Origin of the sequence: Pararhizobium sp. IMCC3301 (assembly GCF_030758315.1) — a bacterium.
Lineage (GTDB): Bacteria > Pseudomonadota > Alphaproteobacteria > Rhizobiales.
In genome coordinates this window covers 2,161,617-2,180,251 of record NZ_CP132336.1, presented here as the reverse complement: position 1 = coordinate 2,180,251, position 18,635 = coordinate 2,161,617, and the positions used below count along the sequence as shown (strand labels likewise).

The following is an 18,635-nucleotide window of genomic DNA, read 5'->3' as shown; positions in this document are numbered from 1 at the left end:
CCACGCATCCGGATTTACCGCATTGAAGCTGTCGTGGTTAAAGGGCGCTTAACCAAAAGCCCCTACTATCTCGGCCAGTTCTGCGTATTCTCAGGTAGTGTTTCATGCGTTCGGTCCCGCCCGATAAATCCATATTGCAAACCAATGCCAAGCGACCCGCCTCTCTGGAGTTGCCGGGTTCGCCGTTTCAGCGCGTCACCACACTGCTCGACGGGATTGAGCCGGGGCAGACGGAAATTGATCTGGGTGTCGGCGGGCCGCAGCACCAGATGCCGGCGTTTGTGGAACCGGTTCTGATGCAGAAAACGGCGGAATTTCGCCACTACCCCCCGAGTAAGGGAACGCCGGAATTCCTCCAATCGGTGCGCCAATGGCTGGATCACAGATATGCTCTGGACGGGCTGGTCGGAGAGGACGCCATCCTGCCGCTGAACGGATCGCGCGAAGGGCTGTTCTTTGCGTTGTTTGAAGCAAAACGACGAAAACCGGTCGACGATCCGCTGGTGTTTTCGCCAAACCCGTTTTACCAGACCTATGCGGCGGCGGCGAAGGCAGCCGGTTGCCGGTTTTTAAGCCCGCCTGACAGCGTGGCAGAAGGCATGGCGGCGGAAAGCCTGCAGGGCTTGCCCGATTTTGCTGCCCTGGCCCCGGAACTGCTCGCCGATACGGTGGCTGTCTATGTGGCGTCGCCGACAAATCCTCAGGGCAATTGTGCGCCACTGGAATATTGGCAGAGCCTGATTGCACTTGCGGCACGCCACAATTTTATGATTTTCGCTGATGAGTGCTATTCCGAAATTTACCGGGACAGGCCCCCGACCGGAATACTGGAAGCAGCGCGGGCCGTAGGTTCGCTGGCCCATGTCGTCAGTTTCAACTCGCTGTCAAAACGCTCCAATCTGCCTGGATTGCGCGTCGGCTTTATGGCCGGTGACGCCGAGTTTCTTCGCGAACTTGCGAAATTCAGAAATATGGCCGCCCCGCAAGTGCCGATGCCGCTGCAGGCCGTGGCCGCGGCGGCGTTTGCTGACGAGACACATGTGGCTGAGAACCGTCGACTCTATAATGCCAAATTCGACATGGCGCAGGCTGCGCTGGCGTCGCTGTTGCCATTGCGAATCCCTGAAGGCGGCTTTTTTCTGTGGGCTGATTGCAGTTCATACATGCCCGGAGAAGCCATGGCTCTGCACCTTTGGAAAGAGGCCGGCCTGCGGGTTGTGCCCGGTGCCTATCTGACGGCGGACGAGACAGATGAAAACGGCACAGGACAAAACCGCTCCGATGGTTTTATCCGGATTGCCCTTGTCCACGATCTGGCGACAACGGACGAGGCCATCAACCGTCTCAGGCACTGTCTTGAGCAATTGCCACAAATTTCAACCCGGAAATCAAACCCAAAATCATCCGGGAGTTCACACCCTCAAAACGAGCAGACAGGTAAGTTTCATGCGTAATGCTGCTTCATTTCAGATTCATACAGCCGGCCCCCTGAATTATGTGGATTATGATGCCGACCGGCAGATTGCCGATCAATTGGCCTATGCCAATCAGATCCCCTCAATTTCGGAACGCCATGGCATACGCTACTGGTTGGGACGTAACCTGTCTGCCGCCAGCGGTCTGCTGCTGATCGCAATTGCCGCGGCCGGGGCGGCATCGCTTGCAACCTGGTCGGTTCAGGATCCGAGCCTCAATTTTGCCGCGTCGGGACAGCCGCGGAATGCGTTGGGCGCGCCAGGCGCGATTACCGCTGATCTGTTCATGCAGTTTTTCGGTCTTGGATCCATCATTCTGCTGCTGATCCTTGCGGTCTGGGGCTGGCGGCTGGTGTTCGGCCAGCGCTTGTTGCGGCACAAGCGACGCATCGGATTCAGCGTGGCTGCAATGGTGTTTGCAGCGGGCACGGTTTCCGCCCTTCCGGTGACGGCGAACTGGCCCTTGCCGATGGGACTGGGCGGTGTCGTTGGCGATGTCATGATCTGGCTGCCGGTTGCCGCTTTCGGAAACCTGTTTTCCGGCTTCATATCCTATCTGACTGCGGTGATATTCGGCCTGATCTGCGTATTCAGCTTTGTCATGGCTGTCTGGCGGCGCTCTGGTGCAGCACAGCCGGTACACAGCGAGCCGGATTACGCGCCTTCCCGTGACGATTATGAAGATGATTATGATGATGAGCCGTCCAGTGGCTTCGGGATCAGTGCCGTTGCCGCTTACGGGGTTGGGGCGATGGTTCATCTGGCGCTCAGCTCCAGGGCAATGACCGGACGCGCCTTGCGCAAACTGGCCGGATCGGGAAAAACCGCCCGTGCCGAAGGCCGGCGAAACCGTGTAACCGCTCGCAGCGAACCGTCCATGTCTGCTGTTGAACGCAGGCAGGACAGCTCCGCCCGGTCCTGGCAGGAAGACGACAGGGATTCTGATGCCCCGGAGGCCGGAGACTGGGTCGATGGTGAATTTGTTGCCTATGATCAACAGCCTGCAGACGTCTGGTCCGACGAGGTTTCTCAACAGAGCGCCCGGCCCGGCACTGTCGCGCGGGCGGCGGCCGCCGACGTGAGGACGGCTGAAACGGAAGGCCAGGCCAAACGACCAGGGGCGGCGCAACGTGCACATGCAGCTCCGCAAAACCGCGTCACGGCACCCAAACCCACGCCGAAACCAGGAAAGCGGGCCAGCCGCGAAGCCCAGCCGGATCTGCTTGGCAGCCAGGACTACGAATTGCCGTCACTGCATTTTCTGTCAGAACCGGTGCACACAAATGCCAGTGCCAATCTCAACACTGATGCGCTGGAGCAGAACGCCAGGCTGCTGGAAGGTGTGCTGGAGGATTTTGGCGTGCGGGGCGAAATCATCAATGTGCGTCCCGGCCCGGTGGTGACCCTATATGAACTGGAGCCGGCTCCGGGCATCAAGTCCTCGCGCGTTATCGGCCTGGCAGATGATATTGCACGCTCGATGAGTGCCATCGCCGCCCGTGTTGCGGTGATCCCGGGACGCAATGCCATCGGCATTGAATTGCCCAATGCAAAACGCGAAACCGTGTTCCTGCGCGAATTGCTGGATTCCAGTGATTTTGAGAAAACCAAGGCGAAACTGGCGCTGTGTCTGGGCAAGACCATTGGCGGTGAGGCGGTGATCGCTGATCTGGCGAAAATGCCGCATCTTCTGGTCGCCGGAACAACCGGATCGGGTAAATCGGTTGCAATCAATACCATGATCCTGTCGCTGCTCTACCGCATGACACCGGACCAGTGCCGTTTGATCATGATCGATCCCAAAATGCTGGAGCTGTCGGTCTATGACGGAATTCCGCATCTGCTGACACCGGTGGTAACCGATCCGAAAAAGGCGGTTGTGGCGCTGAAATGGACCGTGCGGGAGATGGAAGACCGCTACAAGAAAATGTCCAAACTGGGTGTGCGCAACATTGACGGTTTCAACAGCCGTGTGGCGCAGGCGTCCAAAAAGCGCGAAGTCATGACTCGGACCGTGCAGACCGGCTTTGACCATGAAACCGGTGAAGCGATTTACGAGCAGGAAGAGCTCAATCTGGAGAAGATGCCATATATTGTCGTCATCATCGATGAGATGGCGGACCTGATGATGGTTGCCGGCAAGGAAATTGAAGGGACCGTCCAGCGGCTTGCACAAATGGCCCGCGCAGCCGGAATTCATGTGGTGATGGCGACACAGCGGCCTTCCGTGGATGTTATTACCGGCACCATCAAGGCAAATTTCCCGACCCGGATTTCATTCCAGGTGACCTCGAAAATCGACAGCCGGACGATTCTTGGCGAACAGGGTGCCGAACAACTTCTGGGCATGGGCGATATGTTGTTCATGGCTGGTGGCGGACGCATTCAGCGCGTTCACGGCCCGTTTGTCGATGATCAGGAAGTGGAAGAAATTGTCGCCCATCTGCAGACCCAGGGTGTGCCTGAATATCTGGAAGCCATTACCAATGAAGATGAGGTGGAAACCTCTGCAGTGCTCGATGCGATGACCGGCGGCGGTGACGGCGGCGAAGCAGATCTTTACGATCAGGCGGTGGCAGTCGTGCTGCGCGACAAGAAGGTCTCCACCAGCTATGTGCAACGGCGGTTGTCAATAGGCTATAACCGGGCAGCCTCGATCATCGAACGGATGGAACAGGAAGGTGTCATCAGCGCTCCCAACCATGCCGGCAAACGTGATATACTGGTGGGAAATGCGGAAGAGACGATTTAGAATGTGGCAGCCGTGATTTTGCCACAGTGGATACCTAGCTGACTGTTGGGCGCGCAGAAATTGTCTGATTGGAAAATTGATATGACGCAAAAACCGGTACACAGATCTTCGCAAACCATTGCGGCCGACGCCGCCGCTTCGAAAGCAGGCCTGGCCTTTGCCTTTCTGTCACTCTGGTTTGTGGTGATGCTGACCCTGACCCTGCTGGTAAATCCGGCACGGGCGCAGACCAATGGCGAAGTCTTGAATGATATTGGCGCGTCGCTGAACAAAATGCGCACCATGGGCGGGGATTTTGTCCAGTTCGGCCCTAATGGTGAAAAGTCGGAAGGCACATTCGCGCTCGACCGGCCCGGCAAAATCCATTTCCGCTATGATGCCCCGTCGAAAATCCAGATCATGTCAGACGGTAAATCCGTGGTGATCCATGACCGCGCGTTGCAGACATGGGATTTGTGGCCGCTGTCGAAAACGCCGCTGCGTTTCCTGTTGTCGGACAAAGTGGATTTCCTCAATGATTCCAAAGTTAAAGGCATCAAGGTCGAGGCTGACATTGTAACCGTGACAATGGTTGAGGAAAGTATGTTCGGTCAGGGCAGGGTTACTTTGCTGTTCGACCGGCCCACCAAGGAATTGCGCCAGTGGACGGTAACCGATGCCCAGGGCCTGGATACAACGGTTGCGGTGTATAATCTGAAAGGCGGGATGAAGTGGGAAAAGGATCTGTTCAAGATTCCCTATGGCCGGATCGCTATTACAGAGCGCCAGTAATCCGCAACCGAGACGTTGCGCCGACGGGTGAATGCCAGCCGGATTTTCCAATTTAGCCATTGCCGATCATATGCGGATGCGCCTTGGAATAAACTGACAGCAAATGCCGCGTATCGACCTGCGTATAGATTTGCGTGGTTGACAGGCTGGCATGGCCCAAAAGCTCCTGAATGGTGCGCAGATCGCCGCCGCCGGCCAGAAGATGTGTCGCAAAGGCATGACGCAGCGCATGCGGTGTGGCGCTGTCAGGCAAGCCGAGGCGGAAGCGCAGATGCTCGACGGATTTCTGCACGATACGCGGGTTGAGACGCTTGCCGCGCACCCCATAGAACAGGGCGGTCTCAGGTAGATCGGCCCTGGCTGCCACAAACGGGCAGATGTTCACGTAGAGATTGACTGCCTCGATAACAGCAGGCAGCACCGGGACGAGGCGTTCCCGCCCGCCTTTGCCGAGCACCCGCATCAGCCCCGTCTGAAGGGCCGGGAGATCCTTTTGCGACAGGCCCAGCGCTTCGGAGATGCGCAATCCGCAGCCATATAGCAGGCTCAGAACGGCCGCATCGCGCGCGCCGACCCAGGGCTCGGTCGCTAAATCCGGCTCGGCAGCTTCTTCCAGCAGACACTGGGCTTCGTCCACGGCAACAGGCCGAGGCAGGCTTTTGGCCTGCCTGGGAGTGGTCAGGGCATTTGCAGCGGTCACATCGACAATCCGCTGCCGGCGCAGATAAGCAAAAAATGAACGGATTCCGGCCAGGCTGCGGGCCAGGGACCGTGCACCGCTGCCGCTGCCCCGGCGAAAGGCCAGATAGCTGCGCAAATCCGTGATCTTCAGCGCGGCCAGGTCCGGCACACCGGCGGGCGCGCCCAGATGGACTGACAGAAAGCTCAGAAACTGACGGCTATCGCGCTCATAGGCTTCAATGGTGTTGGGCTGAAGCCGCCTGCCGTTTTCCAGATGGTTCAGCCATTGCCGTCTGTGCTCCAGCAAGTCCGTTTCGGCAAAAACAAGCGGTGTCGGCATGGTGGCTCCGGGGACTCAATCAGACATTAGTGTAGCACTGCGCGCTTGCCCGAATGTTAAGAGCTGGCCTCTGGTTTCACCCGGTCGGGATGCGCGGCTGCAAATGCCTCAAGCGCCTGGCAATGTCCGTCGATGCCCCGGATGGCAGGCAGGGCTGCAAGGTCAGCGCCCCAGCGCCTTGCATTATAGATTTGCGGGACAAGACAAATATCCGCCAGTGTCGGCTGGTCGCCGCAGCAAAAACGGTTTACCGCACTGCCTGTGAGCAGGGTCTCAAAGGCGGTCAGCCCCTTGATGATGTAATGGCGCATCCATTCAGGCCGGATCGTATCGGCATCGCGGACCGATGTGTCCGCAAGTTCGGTGATATGCGTCACCACACCCAGATTGCAGATCGGATGAATGTCCATGGCGATGATATGGGCCAGTTGTCTTGTATGGGCACGGGTCTCCGGGTCAGACGGCAGAAGCTGCGAGCCGGGGGTGATGTCGTGGAGAAATTCGATGATCGCCAGCGACTGGGTCAGCAAGTGATCGCCGATCCGCAGACTGGGAACCAGTCCCTGCGGGTTGATGTCCCGGTAGGATGGGCCCAGATGCTCCCTTTGCAACAGATTGATCGGGATGGTCTGATAGTCGAGGCCAAGCAGATTGAGCGCAATGCGGACGCGATAGGCGGCCGAGGAGCGCCAGTAATCATAGAGAACTGGTCTTTGCTGTTGCGGCATCAATCAGCCCTCGCTTTGGGCAGCAGGTGTTTCAGCCGGTCGAGATCGCCGATCTCATTGGCCAGCAGCAGCACCAGCCTGGCATTCAGCGCCTGGCTCTGTTCCAGACTGAGCCCGTCATGGGCCGCCATAAGATCGGCATAAAACGCATCGCTGTGGGGGCTAAGATTATCAAGATCAGAACTCATGACAGATGGCCTTGCAGGGTTTGGACGGCACGCCGGAGATTTTTTTTCAGCTCTGCCGGAGTGGTATAGCGCGCCAGAACGTGCTGATCCGGACGCAGCAATGTGGCCGCATCGCCGAAGCGCTGCTGATACAGCGATCCGGGCCTGCCGATTCTTATGATAACGACGCCCGGCACCACAGGGCTGTCCCAATGCTCCGGGAGCAGCAATTTGCAGGCATTGGTATCCTGCTGCTGCAATTGGTCCAGCAGCCATCCGGCAGCGCCGTCCTGTTCCAGCGGGGCATCAGGACAGGCCTGCCCGATCATCACATCATCCTCCTCTCGCTGCAGGCTGAGACCGTGCAGCGAGCAGGGCAGCGAAAGACGACCGGAATTGACCAGTTTTCGGGCAAAATTCTCGCTCTTTGCCAGATCCAGCACGGCATCGCGAAAGATGCGTTCCATGGCGCTTTTCGGCGTCATGAAATTGGTCGCGCGGGCGGAATTGCGGATATTCTCGTCAGCACCGAATGCGCGCTCTTCGTCATAGCTCTGCAGCAGGGTTGCAGCGGCACGGTGCTGCAGAGTTGCGGCCAGTTTCCAGCCCAGATTATCGACATCCTGAATCCCGCCATTGCCGCCTCTGGCACCGAAAGGGGAGACGATGTGGGCGCTGTCACCGACAAAGATCACCCGTCCATGAATGAAACGGTCGAGCCGGGCGCAGGTAAAGCTATAGACCGAAACCCAATCCAGCTCGAACGGGCACTCGCCTACCATCGCGCGAATGCGCGGGATGACCCGCTCGGGCTGTTTTTCCAGCTCCGGATCGGCCTCAGACCCAAGTTGAAGATCAATCCGGTAAATATCGTCCGGCTGTTTGTGCAACAGGGCGGACTGGCCCGGATGGAACGGCGGCTTGAACCAGAAATGCCGCTCTGCCGGACCTTGGCCGAACGGACTTTCCGGCATGTGGACATCGGCAATCAGGAAGCGCTCTTCAAAGGTCTCACCGGAAAACCGCAATCCCATGCGCTTGCGGCTGGGAGAGCGGGCGCCGTCACAGGCCAAATAATACTGCGCTGCCGTGCTGTAGCCGCCATCAGGGGTTTCGATCTGCAAAGTGACATGATCGCCCCGGTCTGTGTGCCCGACCACTTTGTTGCGCCAGCGCAGATCGATCAGATCGGGAAAATCCGCAATTCGCTCAATCAGATATTGCTCGACGTAATATTGCTGAAGATTGATGAAGGCCGGCATCTTATGGCCGGTCTCCGGCAACAGATCAAAGCTGTAAACTTCGTCAGGACCATGAAACAGCCGGCCGGTTTTCCAGGTCACACCCTTGGCCAGCATGCGCTCGCCGACACCGAGCCGGTCGAAAATCTCCAATGTGCGTTTTGCCCAGCAGATCGCCCGCGAGCCGACCGAGACCTTGTCGCCGTCAGCGAATATCACCGAGGGAATGCCTCTCAGCGCCAGATCAATCGCCATGGCCAGACCAATCGGTCCGGCACCGACAATGGCAACCTGGTGGCGCGGCTCAGTCTTTTTCAGAGCGTCAGGTGGTGTGTAGGACTGGGTCTGGTAATGATAGGCCATTATCCCTGAAGACTTTCCCACATCTCCCGGTCTCTTGCGGCGGTCCAGATGCGCGGCGTGTCGATATCTCGTGCTTCATCATAGGCGCGCGCCACATTGAAGGGCAGGCAATGTTCATAGATCGCGTAGTCGCCGAATTTTTCGTCGCAGGCGGCGCGGCAGGCAGCGAAAGCCTCTTTCAGCGAACCTCCGGCAAGGGCAATGCGGGCGACGCTGCGATAGGTGGAAGTGACAAAATCGGCCGTGGAATCCAGTGCCGCATTGACCAGTTCGGGTCCGACAAGCGCATCGCCGCGGCCGGGGGCAATGGCATCCAGATCCCAGTTACGGATATTCTGCAGCGTTGCCGGCCAGTCATGAAAATGACCGTCGCCGCAATAACACGCCGAATGATATTCAACGATATCCCCGGTAAACATCACGTTCTGGTCGGGCACATAAGCGACAATATCGCCGGCGGTGTGAGCGCGACCCATGAACATCAGATCAACTCTGCGCTGGCCCAAGTAGACGGTCATGCGGTCATTAAAAGTGAGGCTTGGCCAAGTCAGACCGGGAATGCTCTCATGCCCCTGAAACAGACGGGGAAAGCGGGCAAATTCGGAATCCCAATCTTCCTGGCCGCGTTCCACCACCATTGCACGGGCCTTTTCCGACATGATGATCTCCGAGGCCTGATAGGCTGACGCCCCCAGCACCCGCACCGCATGATAATGCGACAGCACCACATGGCGGATCGGCTTGTCGGTCACGCCGCGGATTTTTTCAATCACCTTGGCTGCCATGCGCGGTGTTGCCTGGGCATCGATGATCATGACGCTGTCATCGCCGATGATGACCCCGGTATTGGGATCGCCCTCGGCGGTGAAAGCCCACAATCCTTCGCCGATTTCAGAAAATGAGATGTTCTTCTCAGCCAGATCTCCGGCAGAGGCAAATTGTCTGACCATCTAGGATTTCTCCACAGTTTGCTCGATTGCACCAAAGATGGAATGGCCCTCGCCATCCTTCATCTCAATTCTGACCGTATCGCCAAACAGCATGAAGGGCGTTGCCGGCGCGCCATCCTCGATGGTTTCAATCATGCGAATTTCGGCGATACAGGAATAGCCGACGCCGCCAAGCTCGACCGGTTTTCCCGGGCCGCCATCGAGCTTGTTGGACACCGTGCCGGAACCGATAATCGTGCCGGCACCCAGGGGCCGGGTTTTTGCGGCATGGGCAATCAGCTGGCCAAAATCAAAGGTCATGTCGACACCGGCATTGGCGCGGCCGAAGTTCTCACCGTTGAGATCCACACAGAGCGGCAGATGCAACCGCCCGCCATCCCAGGCATCACCAAGCTCGTCGGGCGAGACCGCGACAGGAGAAAACGCGCTGGAGGGCTTTGACTGGAAAAATCCGAAACCCTTTCCGAGTTCTGCGGGAATGAGCGCGCGCAGCGACACATCATTGACCAGCATCACAAGGCGGATCGCCGCACTTGCGGTTTTTGCGTCGCAGCCCATCGGAACATCACCGACAATGACAGCGACTTCGCCCTCCATGTCGATGCCATAGGCCTCGTCAGTCACTCTGATCGGCTCGCGGGGACCCAGAAATGTGTCTGAGCCGCCCTGATACATCAACGGCTCCTCCCAGAAGGATGCCGGCATTTCCGCGCCGCGCGCTTTGCGCACCAGTTCGACATGGTTCACATAGGCTGATCCGTCGGCCCATTGATAGGCGCGTGGCAGCGGCGACAGGGCATCATGCTCGCGAAAGCGTTGCGTTGGCTGCGCCCCGGTTTCAAGGCTTTGCGCAACGTCTTCCAGCCTGGGTGCCAGCACTTGCCAGTTATCCAGCGCCTGCTGCAGGGTAGTTGCGATATGACCGACCTGTGAGCAGCGGGTCAGGTCTTTTGACACGACCACCAATTGACCGTCTCTTGTATCATTTTTGAGAGAGGCAAGTTTCATTCGCCTTTTTTCCTTCTTGTTTGCGATGCAGGCTGCAGATGTGATGTTCGGGGTATTTTGTGCATTTGTCGACGCCTGCTGCAAAAAACTCGTCGTTTGCCGCCCGGGCCATTGGCCTGACATTGGCGACGACCTTGGCAATGACGCTGTTTTTATGGTGGATGGGCCGCGACTGGATCTGCTTTTGCGGGACTGTGAAGCTCTGGCAGAACGAAGTCTACAGCTATGAAAATTCTCAGCACGTTGCCGACTGGTATACGTTCTCCCATATCCTGCACGGAATTCTGGCCTATGCCGTGCTGATACGATTCTGGCCGAAAAGTTCCTGTGGCACACGGTTTGCCATTGGTGTCGCATCGGCGGTTGCCTGGGAGATTATCGAAAACAGCAATTTTGTCATTGCCCGATTTCGCTTCGTCACTGTGTCGCAAACCTATCTGGGCGACAGTATCATCAATTCGGTGTTTGACATTGTGGCGATGATGGCCGGGTTTTTCCTGGCGCGCCATCTGCCGATTTATCTCAGCGTTCTGCTTGCCCTGCTGCTGGAAGGCAGCATGATGTTCTTCATCCGTGACGGGCTCGCACTGAGCACATTGATGCTGATCTGGCCGATTGATGCTGTGCGCATGTGGCAGTTTGGTGGCTGACAGACACCGCCGCTCTGAAGCGCAGATTGTGCCAGCCGCAATGGCAGCAACCGGCTCGAGTGCCGCCATTCAGCAGCCCTCTTTTGTACCGTCAAAGTGCTTTTTCAGGCCGGCCCAGCAATCGATATAATTGTCCTGCAGGCTGGGCAGTTGCATGGCATGGCGAGTGACCTGCTGGGGAAATCTGGTTTCGAACATGAAGGCCATCGTGTCGGCCAGCTTGACCGGTTTCAGGTCTGTATTGGAGGCTTTTTCATAGGCGTCGAGATCCGGCCCGTGGGGCAGCATCATATTGTGCAGGCTGAAGCCGCCGGGGACAAAGCCCTCCTCCTTGGCATCGTACTGGCCGCAAATCAGACCCATGAATTCGCTCATGATGTTGCGGTGATACCAGGGCGGCCGAAAGGAATGTTCCGCCACCAGCCAGCGCGGCGGGAAGATCACAAAATCAATATTGGCCGTGCCCTCTTCGCCCGAAGGCGCTGTCAGGACCGTGAAGATCGACGGGTCGGGATGATCGAACAGGATGGCCCCGACTGGCGAGAATGTGGCAAGGTCATATTTGTAGGGCGCGTAATTGCCATGCCAGGCGATGACATCCAGAGGCGAGTGATCGATCTCGGTGCGGTAGAAATGGCCGCACCATTTCACATGGACCCGGCAGGGTGTTTCCTTGTCTTCAAATGCGGCAAGCGGGGTTTTGAAATCGCGTGGATTGGCCAGACAATTCGCGCCGATCGGACCGCGGTCGGGCAGGGTGAATTTGGCTCCGTAATTCTCGCAGATATAACCGCGGCAACTGCCGGACAGGGGAACCACCTTGAAAAACAGGCCGCGCGGCAGAACGCAGATTTCACCGGCTGCAACATCAATCACGCCCATCTCGGTGAAAATCCGCAAGGCGCCCAGTTCCGGCACAATCAACAATTCGCCATCGGCGTTGAAGAAATAATCATCAATCATGGGCGCATTGCAGATAAAGATATGAGTCGCCATGCCGGATTGTCCAAGCGCGTCACCGGCCGTGGTGATGGTCTGAATGCCATCGAGAAAGCTCGTTGGCCTGTCGGGGAGCGGCAGCGGGTCCCAGCGATATTGTCCCAATGGCGGCGCTGTGTCAGCATGGATCGGAGCGGTTTTCCAGGCGTCGCGCGTTTGCGCTGTAAACTCTCTTGTATGGCGCACGCTGGGGCGGATGCGATACAGCCAGGAGCGTTCATTGGTGCCGCGCGGCGCGGTAAAAGGCGAGCCGGACAATTGCTCGGCATACAGGCCATAAGCGCATTTCTGCGGACTGTTCTGACCTTGTGGCAGGGCTCCAGGCAGGCTTTCGGTTTCAAAATCATTGCCAAAGCCCGGCATATATCCGGCAGGATCCGGTGCCAGCGCGCTTGTGGTGGCGCGCTCCTGCGGCTGATTGATCTGGTTCATGGTGTTCAATCCCTCATCAGCGGTTCTGCCACGGCGCTTCACCTTGCGCCGCGCGATCATCGGCAGACCAGCAATTGCTTTTGATAGTTTCGTTTGTAACAATCGAAAATGTAACTATCAACATTGGCAGATTGGAACTGGGTCCTATGCAGCAACAGGCATCAGCGGATAACCAGAGCGATATTCTGGAACTGGAACGCTTTCTGCCCTACCGGCTGGCCCGTGCGGCAGAACTTGTCAGCCGTGATTTTTCGCGGATCTATAAGGACCGCACCGGCATGACACGCCCTGAATGGCGGGCATTGGCAACACTGGGGCAGTTTGGCGAGGTTACGGCCACATTCATTGGCCAGCATTCCTCGATGCACAAGACCAAGGTCAGCCGCGCTGTCGCAGCGCTGGAACGGCGCGGCTGGCTCGTCCGGCGCGCCGATGAGACCGACCGCCGTGTTGAGCATCTGGCGTTGAGCAAAAATGGCTGGCGGATCTACAGGCAGTTGATCGTGGAGGCAAAAAAATTCGAAACGGATTTGTTGCAGGCACTGGGACATGCCGCATCCGATTCGCTCGATCACGGGCTGCATCAACTGGAAAAACGGAACCGGGCGAGGGACGCAGCCAGCGCGCCGGTTGACGCCAAATCCTGAGGACCGGAAAGAACGTGCGGAGCGCGTGACCGGGTCGGGTCAGGCCTTGAGTTTTTGCTGGACCCGTTTCAGCTGAGTAATGGTTTCGTCGAGGCGGCCGCGCAGACTTTCTTCAAGCCGCACGGCGATGTCCGGATATTCGGTGATAAAGCGGCGAAACAGCGAGCGCCGGATTTTGATCACTTCGCTGCTGCGGGTGGCAATCGCCGTGGCCGGACGCAGGGTTTCGCTGATCAAAGCGAGTTCGTTGACAACCGATCCCTGGCCCAGACGGCCTGCGGAAACCGCGTTGCCGCCGCTGCGCTGGAACAGCTGGATTTCGCCTTCGGTGACAACAAAGCCGGAACCGGCGACATCGCCTTCCTGGAACAGAATTTCCTTGGGGGCCAGCTTTACGGTTTCTGCGCTGAAGGCCAGCAGGCGCAATTGTTCGCTGTTCAGTTCCGAAAACATCATCACCTGGCGCAGTGCCTCGATGTCGCGCTCAATGGTCACACTATGTCTTTCTCAGTTCCGGGGGCCTGGATGCTTTGGCGAGATGATTCCGGTGGGGGAGACGATTTTGGCCAAAATAACACCCATCCTGAAGGACGCAATACCGAAAGACCGGTTGTGGAAAGACAGGCAGCAGAAAGACCGCAGGTCTTCCCGCAATCCGTGCATTATTTTTGAGCTTTCTATGCGGCGCCAATACAACCCCCCGATTGAAGTCAGGCGCTAGAGCGGTTCATGATTGAATTGAACCATGAACCGCTCTAGGGAACCAGCTTATATCCGCCATCCTGAGTCACGAGGATTTCCGCATTGGACGGATCTTCCTCGATTTTCTGGCGCAGACGATAAATGTGTGTTTCCAGTGTATGCGTTGTGACACCGGCATTATAGCCCCAGACCTCATGAAGCAGGACATCCCGTGTCACAACCTTGTCGCCAGCGCGGTGGAGAAATTTGAGGATCGCAGTTTCCTTTTCGGTCAACCGCACTTTCTCGCCGGCATCGGTGGTGAGCAGTTTGGCGCTTGGCCGGAAATGATATGGACCGATTGAAAAGGTCGCGTCTTCGCTGTTTTCATGCTGGCGTAACTGGGCGCGAATTCGGGCCAGAAGCACGGCAAAGCGCAGCGGCTTGGTGACATAATCATTGGCGCCAGCTTCCAGTCCGAGAACCGTATCGGCATCCGTGTCATGACCGGTAAGCATGATGATCGGTGCGCGAAATCCGTTTTTCCGCAGCAGTTTGACGGCTTCGCGGCCATCCATGTCGGGCAGTCCGACATCCATCACCAACAGATCAATCCGGCCATCGCGGGCGGCCGCCATTCCGGTGGCCGCAGAATCTGCATCGGCGATTTCAAACTCCTCGTAAAGTGCGAGTTGTTCAACAAGCGCTTCGCGCAAATCCGTGTCATCATCAACGATCAGAATCTTGCGTTCGTTCATCAGGAGCCTCATGACCAAATCTGAAACGGCAGGTTGCAGGGCATTGACGCACTGCCGACAAATCCATTTAACAGTCTTAGAACATTGTTTGAAATATCGCGCAAGCGATGGCGCGCTGTTGGCGCAGTGACAATTTGTCAATTCGGTGTGAGCAGGCTGTGATGCGGTTTAAGGAAAACTGAAATGTCGGTATTCCGGCTCGATAAATGGCATCCCCACGATTTCCATGTGAGGCTGCTGAACCGCGCGACGACCCGTGGAAAACTTCATTTCGGAAGCCGGGCGTTTGACTGCGCGCTGGGCAAAACCGGTATCATTTCACAGAAGCGCGAAGGCGATGGCGCAAGTCCATCTGGCGGTTTCACGCTGCTGGGCGGTTTTTTCCGCGCCGACAGGCTGGCAAAACCGGCGAGCTTGTTGCCGCTGCGGCCAACCCATCCGCTGGATGGCTGGTGCGATGATCCGCATGATGCGCGCTACAACCAGCTGGTTCAACTGCCGCTCTCCGCAAGCCATGAAAATCTGTGGCGCACGGACCGGCTCTACGACATTGTTGTTGTGCTCGACCAGAACATCAGCCCGCGCATTCCCGGCGCTGGCAGTGCCATTTTCTTCCACATAGCCGCGCCCGGCTTCAGTCCGACCGAAGGTTGTATTGCGGTTTCCCGCGACACCATGCGCCACGCGCTCCGCTTTGCCCGGCGCGGCTCAAAAATGTGGATTTGAAAAGCCTCAGCTGCGTTCAATGATGGTCTTGCGGATGGTATCGCGCATGATCTCATTGCCGGCAATGATGCCGCCGCTCTCCATCATGCGCTCGCCGCCGGAAATATCGCTGAGAAAGCCGCCGGCTTCGCGAACCAGAACAATGCCGGCCGCCATGTCCCACGGCTGCAATTGATGCTCCCAATAGCCGTCGAGCCGCCCGGCTGCGACCCAGGCCAGGCTCAGAGCTGCCGAGCCAAGACCGCGCACCGCAGCGGCATGGGCGCTGGAGGCTTTGGCTTCTTCCAGATAACGCCCGAGCGTTTTGGTGCCGATATGTGGAATCGCCGTGCACAGCGCTGCATCGGCCAGTTTGCGGCGCGCGGCAACGCGCATGCGCCGGTCATTCATGAAGGCGCCATTGCCCTTCTCTGCGGTGAATAATTCTTCGGTGATCGGGTTGTAGATCACCCCGGCGACCAGCTTGCCTTCGCGCTCCAGAGCAATTGAAACGGCGAAAATCGGCAGCGAATGGAGAAAATTGGTGGTACCGTCGAGCGGATCGACGATCCAGCGGTGCAGCGGGTCAGTGCCTTTCACCTCGCCGCTTTCCTCCATCAGGAAGCCCCAGTCCGGGCGCGACTTGATGAGCGATTCATAGATGATTTCCTCAGCCTTTTTATCGGCGGCGGAAACGTAGTCTCCCGGACCCTTGACCGAGACCTGAAGATTTTCCACCTCGCCGAAATCGCGGGTGAGGCTGCGGCCCGCCTTGGTGGCGGCCTGAACCATTATGTTGAGAAGTGCACTGCGTGCCATGATGAAAGGCCCTATTCGCCGCGCCGCAGATAAATCAGCTCATTGGTGTCAACGACAATGCGCTCACCCACCGTGATGAAGGGTGGCACCATGACGCGGGCACCATTATCCATGATCGCCGGCTTGTAGGACGAGGAGATGGTCTGCCCCTTCAGGGCAGGTTCGGTTTCGCTGACTTCCAGAGTGACCTGATCGGGCAGCGCCACGCCAATCGGGCGCTCTTCATACATCTCAACGGTGACCTGCATGCCATCCTGCAGGAAAACGGCGCGGTCGCCGACAAATTCGGACTGCAATTCAAGCTGCTCGTAAGTGGTGGTGTCCATGAACACCAGCATGTCGCCTTCGGCATAGAGGAACTGATAATCCTTCTGCTCCAGACGAATGCGCTCAACCGTTTCCGCCGAGCGGAAGCGCTCATTGAGCTTGCGGCCATCGAGCAGATTTTTCATTTCGACCTGGGCAAAGGCGCCGCCCTTGCCGGGCTTGACATGCTGCACTTTGACAGCCGCCCAGATGGTGCCCTGATGCTCGATGACATTGCCGGGGCGAATTTCATTACCATTGATTTTCATGAATTTTGTCTTTTGTGGCGTGTTGAGAGGATTGAAGGCGTCTGCACCACATTTTGTGAGTTTTTGCAAGGGGTGGGGGTAAGTGGCTGAGGACAGTGTGATCGCCCAATTTCGATATTCAGCCTGATTTCGGGGCAATTATCTGACCCCGTCATGTATCTCCGTTCATTCACCCACAAAAGGCGTTGAAAAAACATGGTCTTTGCACCAGCGCATGGAACGATATGGCGTCCAGCTTGTTTCGTGACGGCGGGATGCGGGCGCGGCAGACGGAAACGGGATACGAAATGGCAGACCATTTGAAACTATGTGTTATCGGCAGCGGCGCGATGGGTATCTATCTGGTCAACAGGCTGGTTGCAGACCGCATTCCCGCGTCCATCGAGGTGTTCGAGGCCACAGATGAGGCGGGGACGGGCATGCCCTACCGCCAGGGTACGAATGCGGATTACATGCTGTGCAATGCATTCAGCCGTGAAATTCCGCCGATTACCCGCCCGCTGATCGACTGGCTTGAATCCCGGCCCCCGCGCGAGCTCAGCGAATGGGAGCTTTCTACCCACGATCTAAGCCCTCGTGCGTTCTATCCCCGCACCCTCATCGGCGAATATCTGAGTTCAGAATTTGATGCGCTCTGCTGCAAGGCCAAAAACGCCGGTTTTGACCTGATAATCAACACATGTTGCAACGTCACAGATATTTCTGTGAATGGCGGTCAGGCGCGCGTTACCTATGCAAAAGACGGCGAAGAAGCCCACAAGCAATTCGACATTGTGATCATCGCGACCGGTCACAAATGGCCGGCGGTGCCAACGATTGATGATGTTCAACTGGTGTCGCCATGGCCATACAGCAACATTGAAGCCCTGCCGGACGCAAATATCGGTGTGCTTGGCTCGTCTCTGTCTGCCATCGACGCAGTCATTGCGCTGGGTCACGCACATGGCCATTTTGACGACCACAGTGACCATATCACATGGCACCCCAACAGCGCCGAAAGCGGTCTGCGCGTCACCATGGTGTCGCGTACCGGTGTGATGCCGGAAGGCGATTTTTATTATCCTTTCCCCTATGAGCCGTTACAACATTTAACCGAAGATGCAGTGGCAGCCGAGATCGCCAAGGGCAAGGATGGCCTGCTGCAACGCACGTTTGCGCTGTTGTGTGCCGAACTGGACGCTTCCGACCCCAGCTATTTGAAACATCTGGGTAAAGCGGCCAGAACCCTTGAAGGATTCGCACCGGGCTATTTTTCGCATCGCCAGGAAATCGGTGGCTTGGCGGCTGTAAAAGATGATCTGGCCGAGACGCGCAAGTCGATGAAACAGCGCCAGACCGTGCCGCACCGATATGCCCTGCTGCGCGGTCACGAGGTTTTCGGGGAAGTTTTGCGGCATCTAAGCGACGCCGATTACAAACAATTTTCCAAAGACCTGATGCCTGTGTTTGGAGATTGCTATGCGGCTGTGCCCCACCTCTCCCTCGCTCGAATTGTCGCGATGTACGACGCCGGTGTACTGGAATTGCTTGCGACGGTTGATAATGCGAGATTCAGCCAGTCGGAAGAGGGTCAGATATCGGTTGAAACCGAAGACGGCCGTAGAACATTTCAGGCAGTAATCGATGCCCGCGGCCAGTCAGCAGAGCCGCTTTCCAAACTGCCTTTCCCGTCCCTCGCCGCCTGCTTTCCGGTCGATTCCACCCCGGTACTGGAGCCTTTCAGACTGGACATCGGCGCGTCCGGCTGCGCACAGATTTACTGCCTGGCACTGCCTCAAATCCTTGAGCGATATCCATTTTCGCAAGGGCTCGCCAATTGCGACAAGCTGGCCAAAGATGTGGTCAGCGATGTGGCAGACCGCCTGGCGTCATAGGTGCGATGGTGAACCTTTC

General features: G+C 57.4%; 18 protein-coding genes. 7 read left to right on the top strand and 11 right to left on the bottom strand.

Features of this window, described 5'->3' with window-relative positions:
* Positions 1-104: 104 nt before the first annotated feature.
* From RAL88_RS10530 to RAL88_RS10520, 3 genes are all read left to right on the top strand, one after another.
* The gene (locus RAL88_RS10530; protein WP_306269374.1) at positions 105-1,454 is read left to right on the top strand and encodes an aminotransferase class I/II-fold pyridoxal phosphate-dependent enzyme; all 1,350 of its coding nucleotides are present in this window, start codon (positions 105-107) and stop codon (positions 1,452-1,454) included.
* Positions 1,447-4,227 (top strand): DNA translocase FtsK 4TM domain-containing protein, encoded by a 2,781-nt coding sequence (locus tag RAL88_RS10525; RefSeq protein WP_306269372.1) that lies wholly within the window; start codon positions 1,447-1,449, stop codon positions 4,225-4,227. The genes RAL88_RS10530 and RAL88_RS10525 overlap by 8 nt, the downstream gene beginning before the upstream one ends.
* 81 nt (positions 4,228-4,308) lie before the next feature.
* Positions 4,309-4,998, top strand: coding sequence for an outer-membrane lipoprotein carrier protein LolA (locus RAL88_RS10520; RefSeq protein ID WP_306269370.1), 690 nt, complete (start codon positions 4,309-4,311; stop codon positions 4,996-4,998).
* A gap of 52 nt (positions 4,999-5,050) precedes the next feature.
* On the opposite strand, the gene RAL88_RS10515 is transcribed toward RAL88_RS10520, so the two are convergent.
* From RAL88_RS10515 to RAL88_RS10490, 6 genes are read right to left on the bottom strand one after another with little or no spacing between them, the layout of a single operon-like run.
* The gene (locus RAL88_RS10515) at positions 5,051-6,019 is read right to left on the bottom strand and encodes a tyrosine recombinase XerC (protein WP_306269369.1); all 969 of its coding nucleotides are present in this window, start codon (positions 6,017-6,019) and stop codon (positions 5,051-5,053) included.
* A 56-nt stretch (positions 6,020-6,075) separates the two neighbouring features.
* Entirely contained in the window at positions 6,076-6,747 is a 672-nt protein-coding gene (gene maiA, locus RAL88_RS10510; RefSeq protein WP_306269368.1) for a maleylacetoacetate isomerase, read from the bottom strand.
* A complete protein-coding gene (locus RAL88_RS10505; protein ID WP_306269366.1) occupies positions 6,747-6,935 on the bottom strand; it encodes a DUF2783 domain-containing protein in 189 nt (62 codons plus the stop codon). The genes maiA and RAL88_RS10505 overlap by 1 nt, the downstream gene beginning before the upstream one ends.
* A complete protein-coding gene (locus RAL88_RS10500; protein ID WP_306269365.1) occupies positions 6,932-8,518 on the bottom strand; it encodes an FAD-dependent oxidoreductase in 1,587 nt (528 codons plus the stop codon). The genes RAL88_RS10505 and RAL88_RS10500 overlap by 4 nt, the downstream gene beginning before the upstream one ends.
* On the bottom strand, positions 8,518-9,468 hold the full coding sequence (locus tag RAL88_RS10495) for an MBL fold metallo-hydrolase (RefSeq protein ID WP_306269364.1): 951 nt from the start codon (positions 9,466-9,468) through the stop codon (positions 8,518-8,520). The genes RAL88_RS10500 and RAL88_RS10495 overlap by 1 nt, the downstream gene beginning before the upstream one ends.
* Positions 9,469-10,476 (bottom strand): fumarylacetoacetate hydrolase family protein, encoded by a 1,008-nt coding sequence (locus RAL88_RS10490; RefSeq protein ID WP_306269363.1) that lies wholly within the window; start codon positions 10,474-10,476, stop codon positions 9,469-9,471.
* Positions 10,477-10,541: 65 nt separating this feature from the next.
* Between RAL88_RS10490 and RAL88_RS10485 the strand changes: the two genes are divergently transcribed.
* The gene (locus RAL88_RS10485; protein WP_306269361.1) at positions 10,542-11,126 is read left to right on the top strand and encodes a DUF2585 family protein; all 585 of its coding nucleotides are present in this window, start codon (positions 10,542-10,544) and stop codon (positions 11,124-11,126) included.
* Between the two features lie 69 nt (positions 11,127-11,195).
* Here the strand turns inward: RAL88_RS10485 and hmgA are convergent, their stop codons facing one another.
* Positions 11,196-12,557 carry a homogentisate 1,2-dioxygenase gene (gene hmgA, locus RAL88_RS10480; protein WP_371932155.1) on the bottom strand — a complete coding sequence of 454 codons (1,362 nt, stop codon included), beginning with the start codon at positions 12,555-12,557 and terminating at the stop codon, positions 11,196-11,198.
* Positions 12,558-12,703: 146 nt separating this feature from the next.
* Here hmgA and RAL88_RS10475 point away from each other — a divergent pair, with 146 nt between their 5' ends.
* Positions 12,704-13,204, top strand: coding sequence for a MarR family winged helix-turn-helix transcriptional regulator (locus tag RAL88_RS10475; protein ID WP_306269360.1), 501 nt, complete (start codon positions 12,704-12,706; stop codon positions 13,202-13,204).
* Positions 13,205-13,243: 39 nt separating this feature from the next.
* Here the strand turns inward: RAL88_RS10475 and RAL88_RS10470 are convergent, their stop codons facing one another.
* Both RAL88_RS10470 and RAL88_RS10465 read right to left on the bottom strand, forming a co-directional pair.
* The gene (locus RAL88_RS10470) at positions 13,244-13,699 is read right to left on the bottom strand and encodes a cyclic nucleotide-binding domain-containing protein (protein ID WP_306269359.1); all 456 of its coding nucleotides are present in this window, start codon (positions 13,697-13,699) and stop codon (positions 13,244-13,246) included.
* A 260-nt stretch (positions 13,700-13,959) separates the two neighbouring features.
* A complete protein-coding gene (locus RAL88_RS10465; protein ID WP_306269357.1) occupies positions 13,960-14,643 on the bottom strand; it encodes a response regulator transcription factor in 684 nt (227 codons plus the stop codon).
* A 183-nt stretch (positions 14,644-14,826) separates the two neighbouring features.
* Between RAL88_RS10465 and RAL88_RS10460 the strand changes: the two genes are divergently transcribed.
* The gene (locus tag RAL88_RS10460; protein ID WP_306269356.1) at positions 14,827-15,369 is read left to right on the top strand and encodes a L,D-transpeptidase; all 543 of its coding nucleotides are present in this window, start codon (positions 14,827-14,829) and stop codon (positions 15,367-15,369) included.
* Positions 15,370-15,375: 6 nt separating this feature from the next.
* On the opposite strand, the gene RAL88_RS10455 is transcribed toward RAL88_RS10460, so the two are convergent.
* Positions 15,376-16,167, bottom strand: a complete 792-nt coding sequence (locus RAL88_RS10455; protein WP_306269355.1) for an inositol monophosphatase family protein — start codon at positions 16,165-16,167, stop codon at positions 15,376-15,378.
* Between the two features lie 11 nt (positions 16,168-16,178).
* Positions 16,179-16,742, bottom strand: a complete 564-nt coding sequence (efp, locus tag RAL88_RS10450; protein WP_306269353.1) for an elongation factor P — start codon at positions 16,740-16,742, stop codon at positions 16,179-16,181.
* A 224-nt stretch (positions 16,743-16,966) separates the two neighbouring features.
* Between efp and RAL88_RS10445 the strand changes: the two genes are divergently transcribed.
* The gene (locus RAL88_RS10445; RefSeq protein ID WP_306269352.1) at positions 16,967-18,616 is read left to right on the top strand and encodes an FAD/NAD(P)-binding protein; all 1,650 of its coding nucleotides are present in this window, start codon (positions 16,967-16,969) and stop codon (positions 18,614-18,616) included.
* The last annotated feature ends 19 nt before the right edge of the window (positions 18,617-18,635 follow it).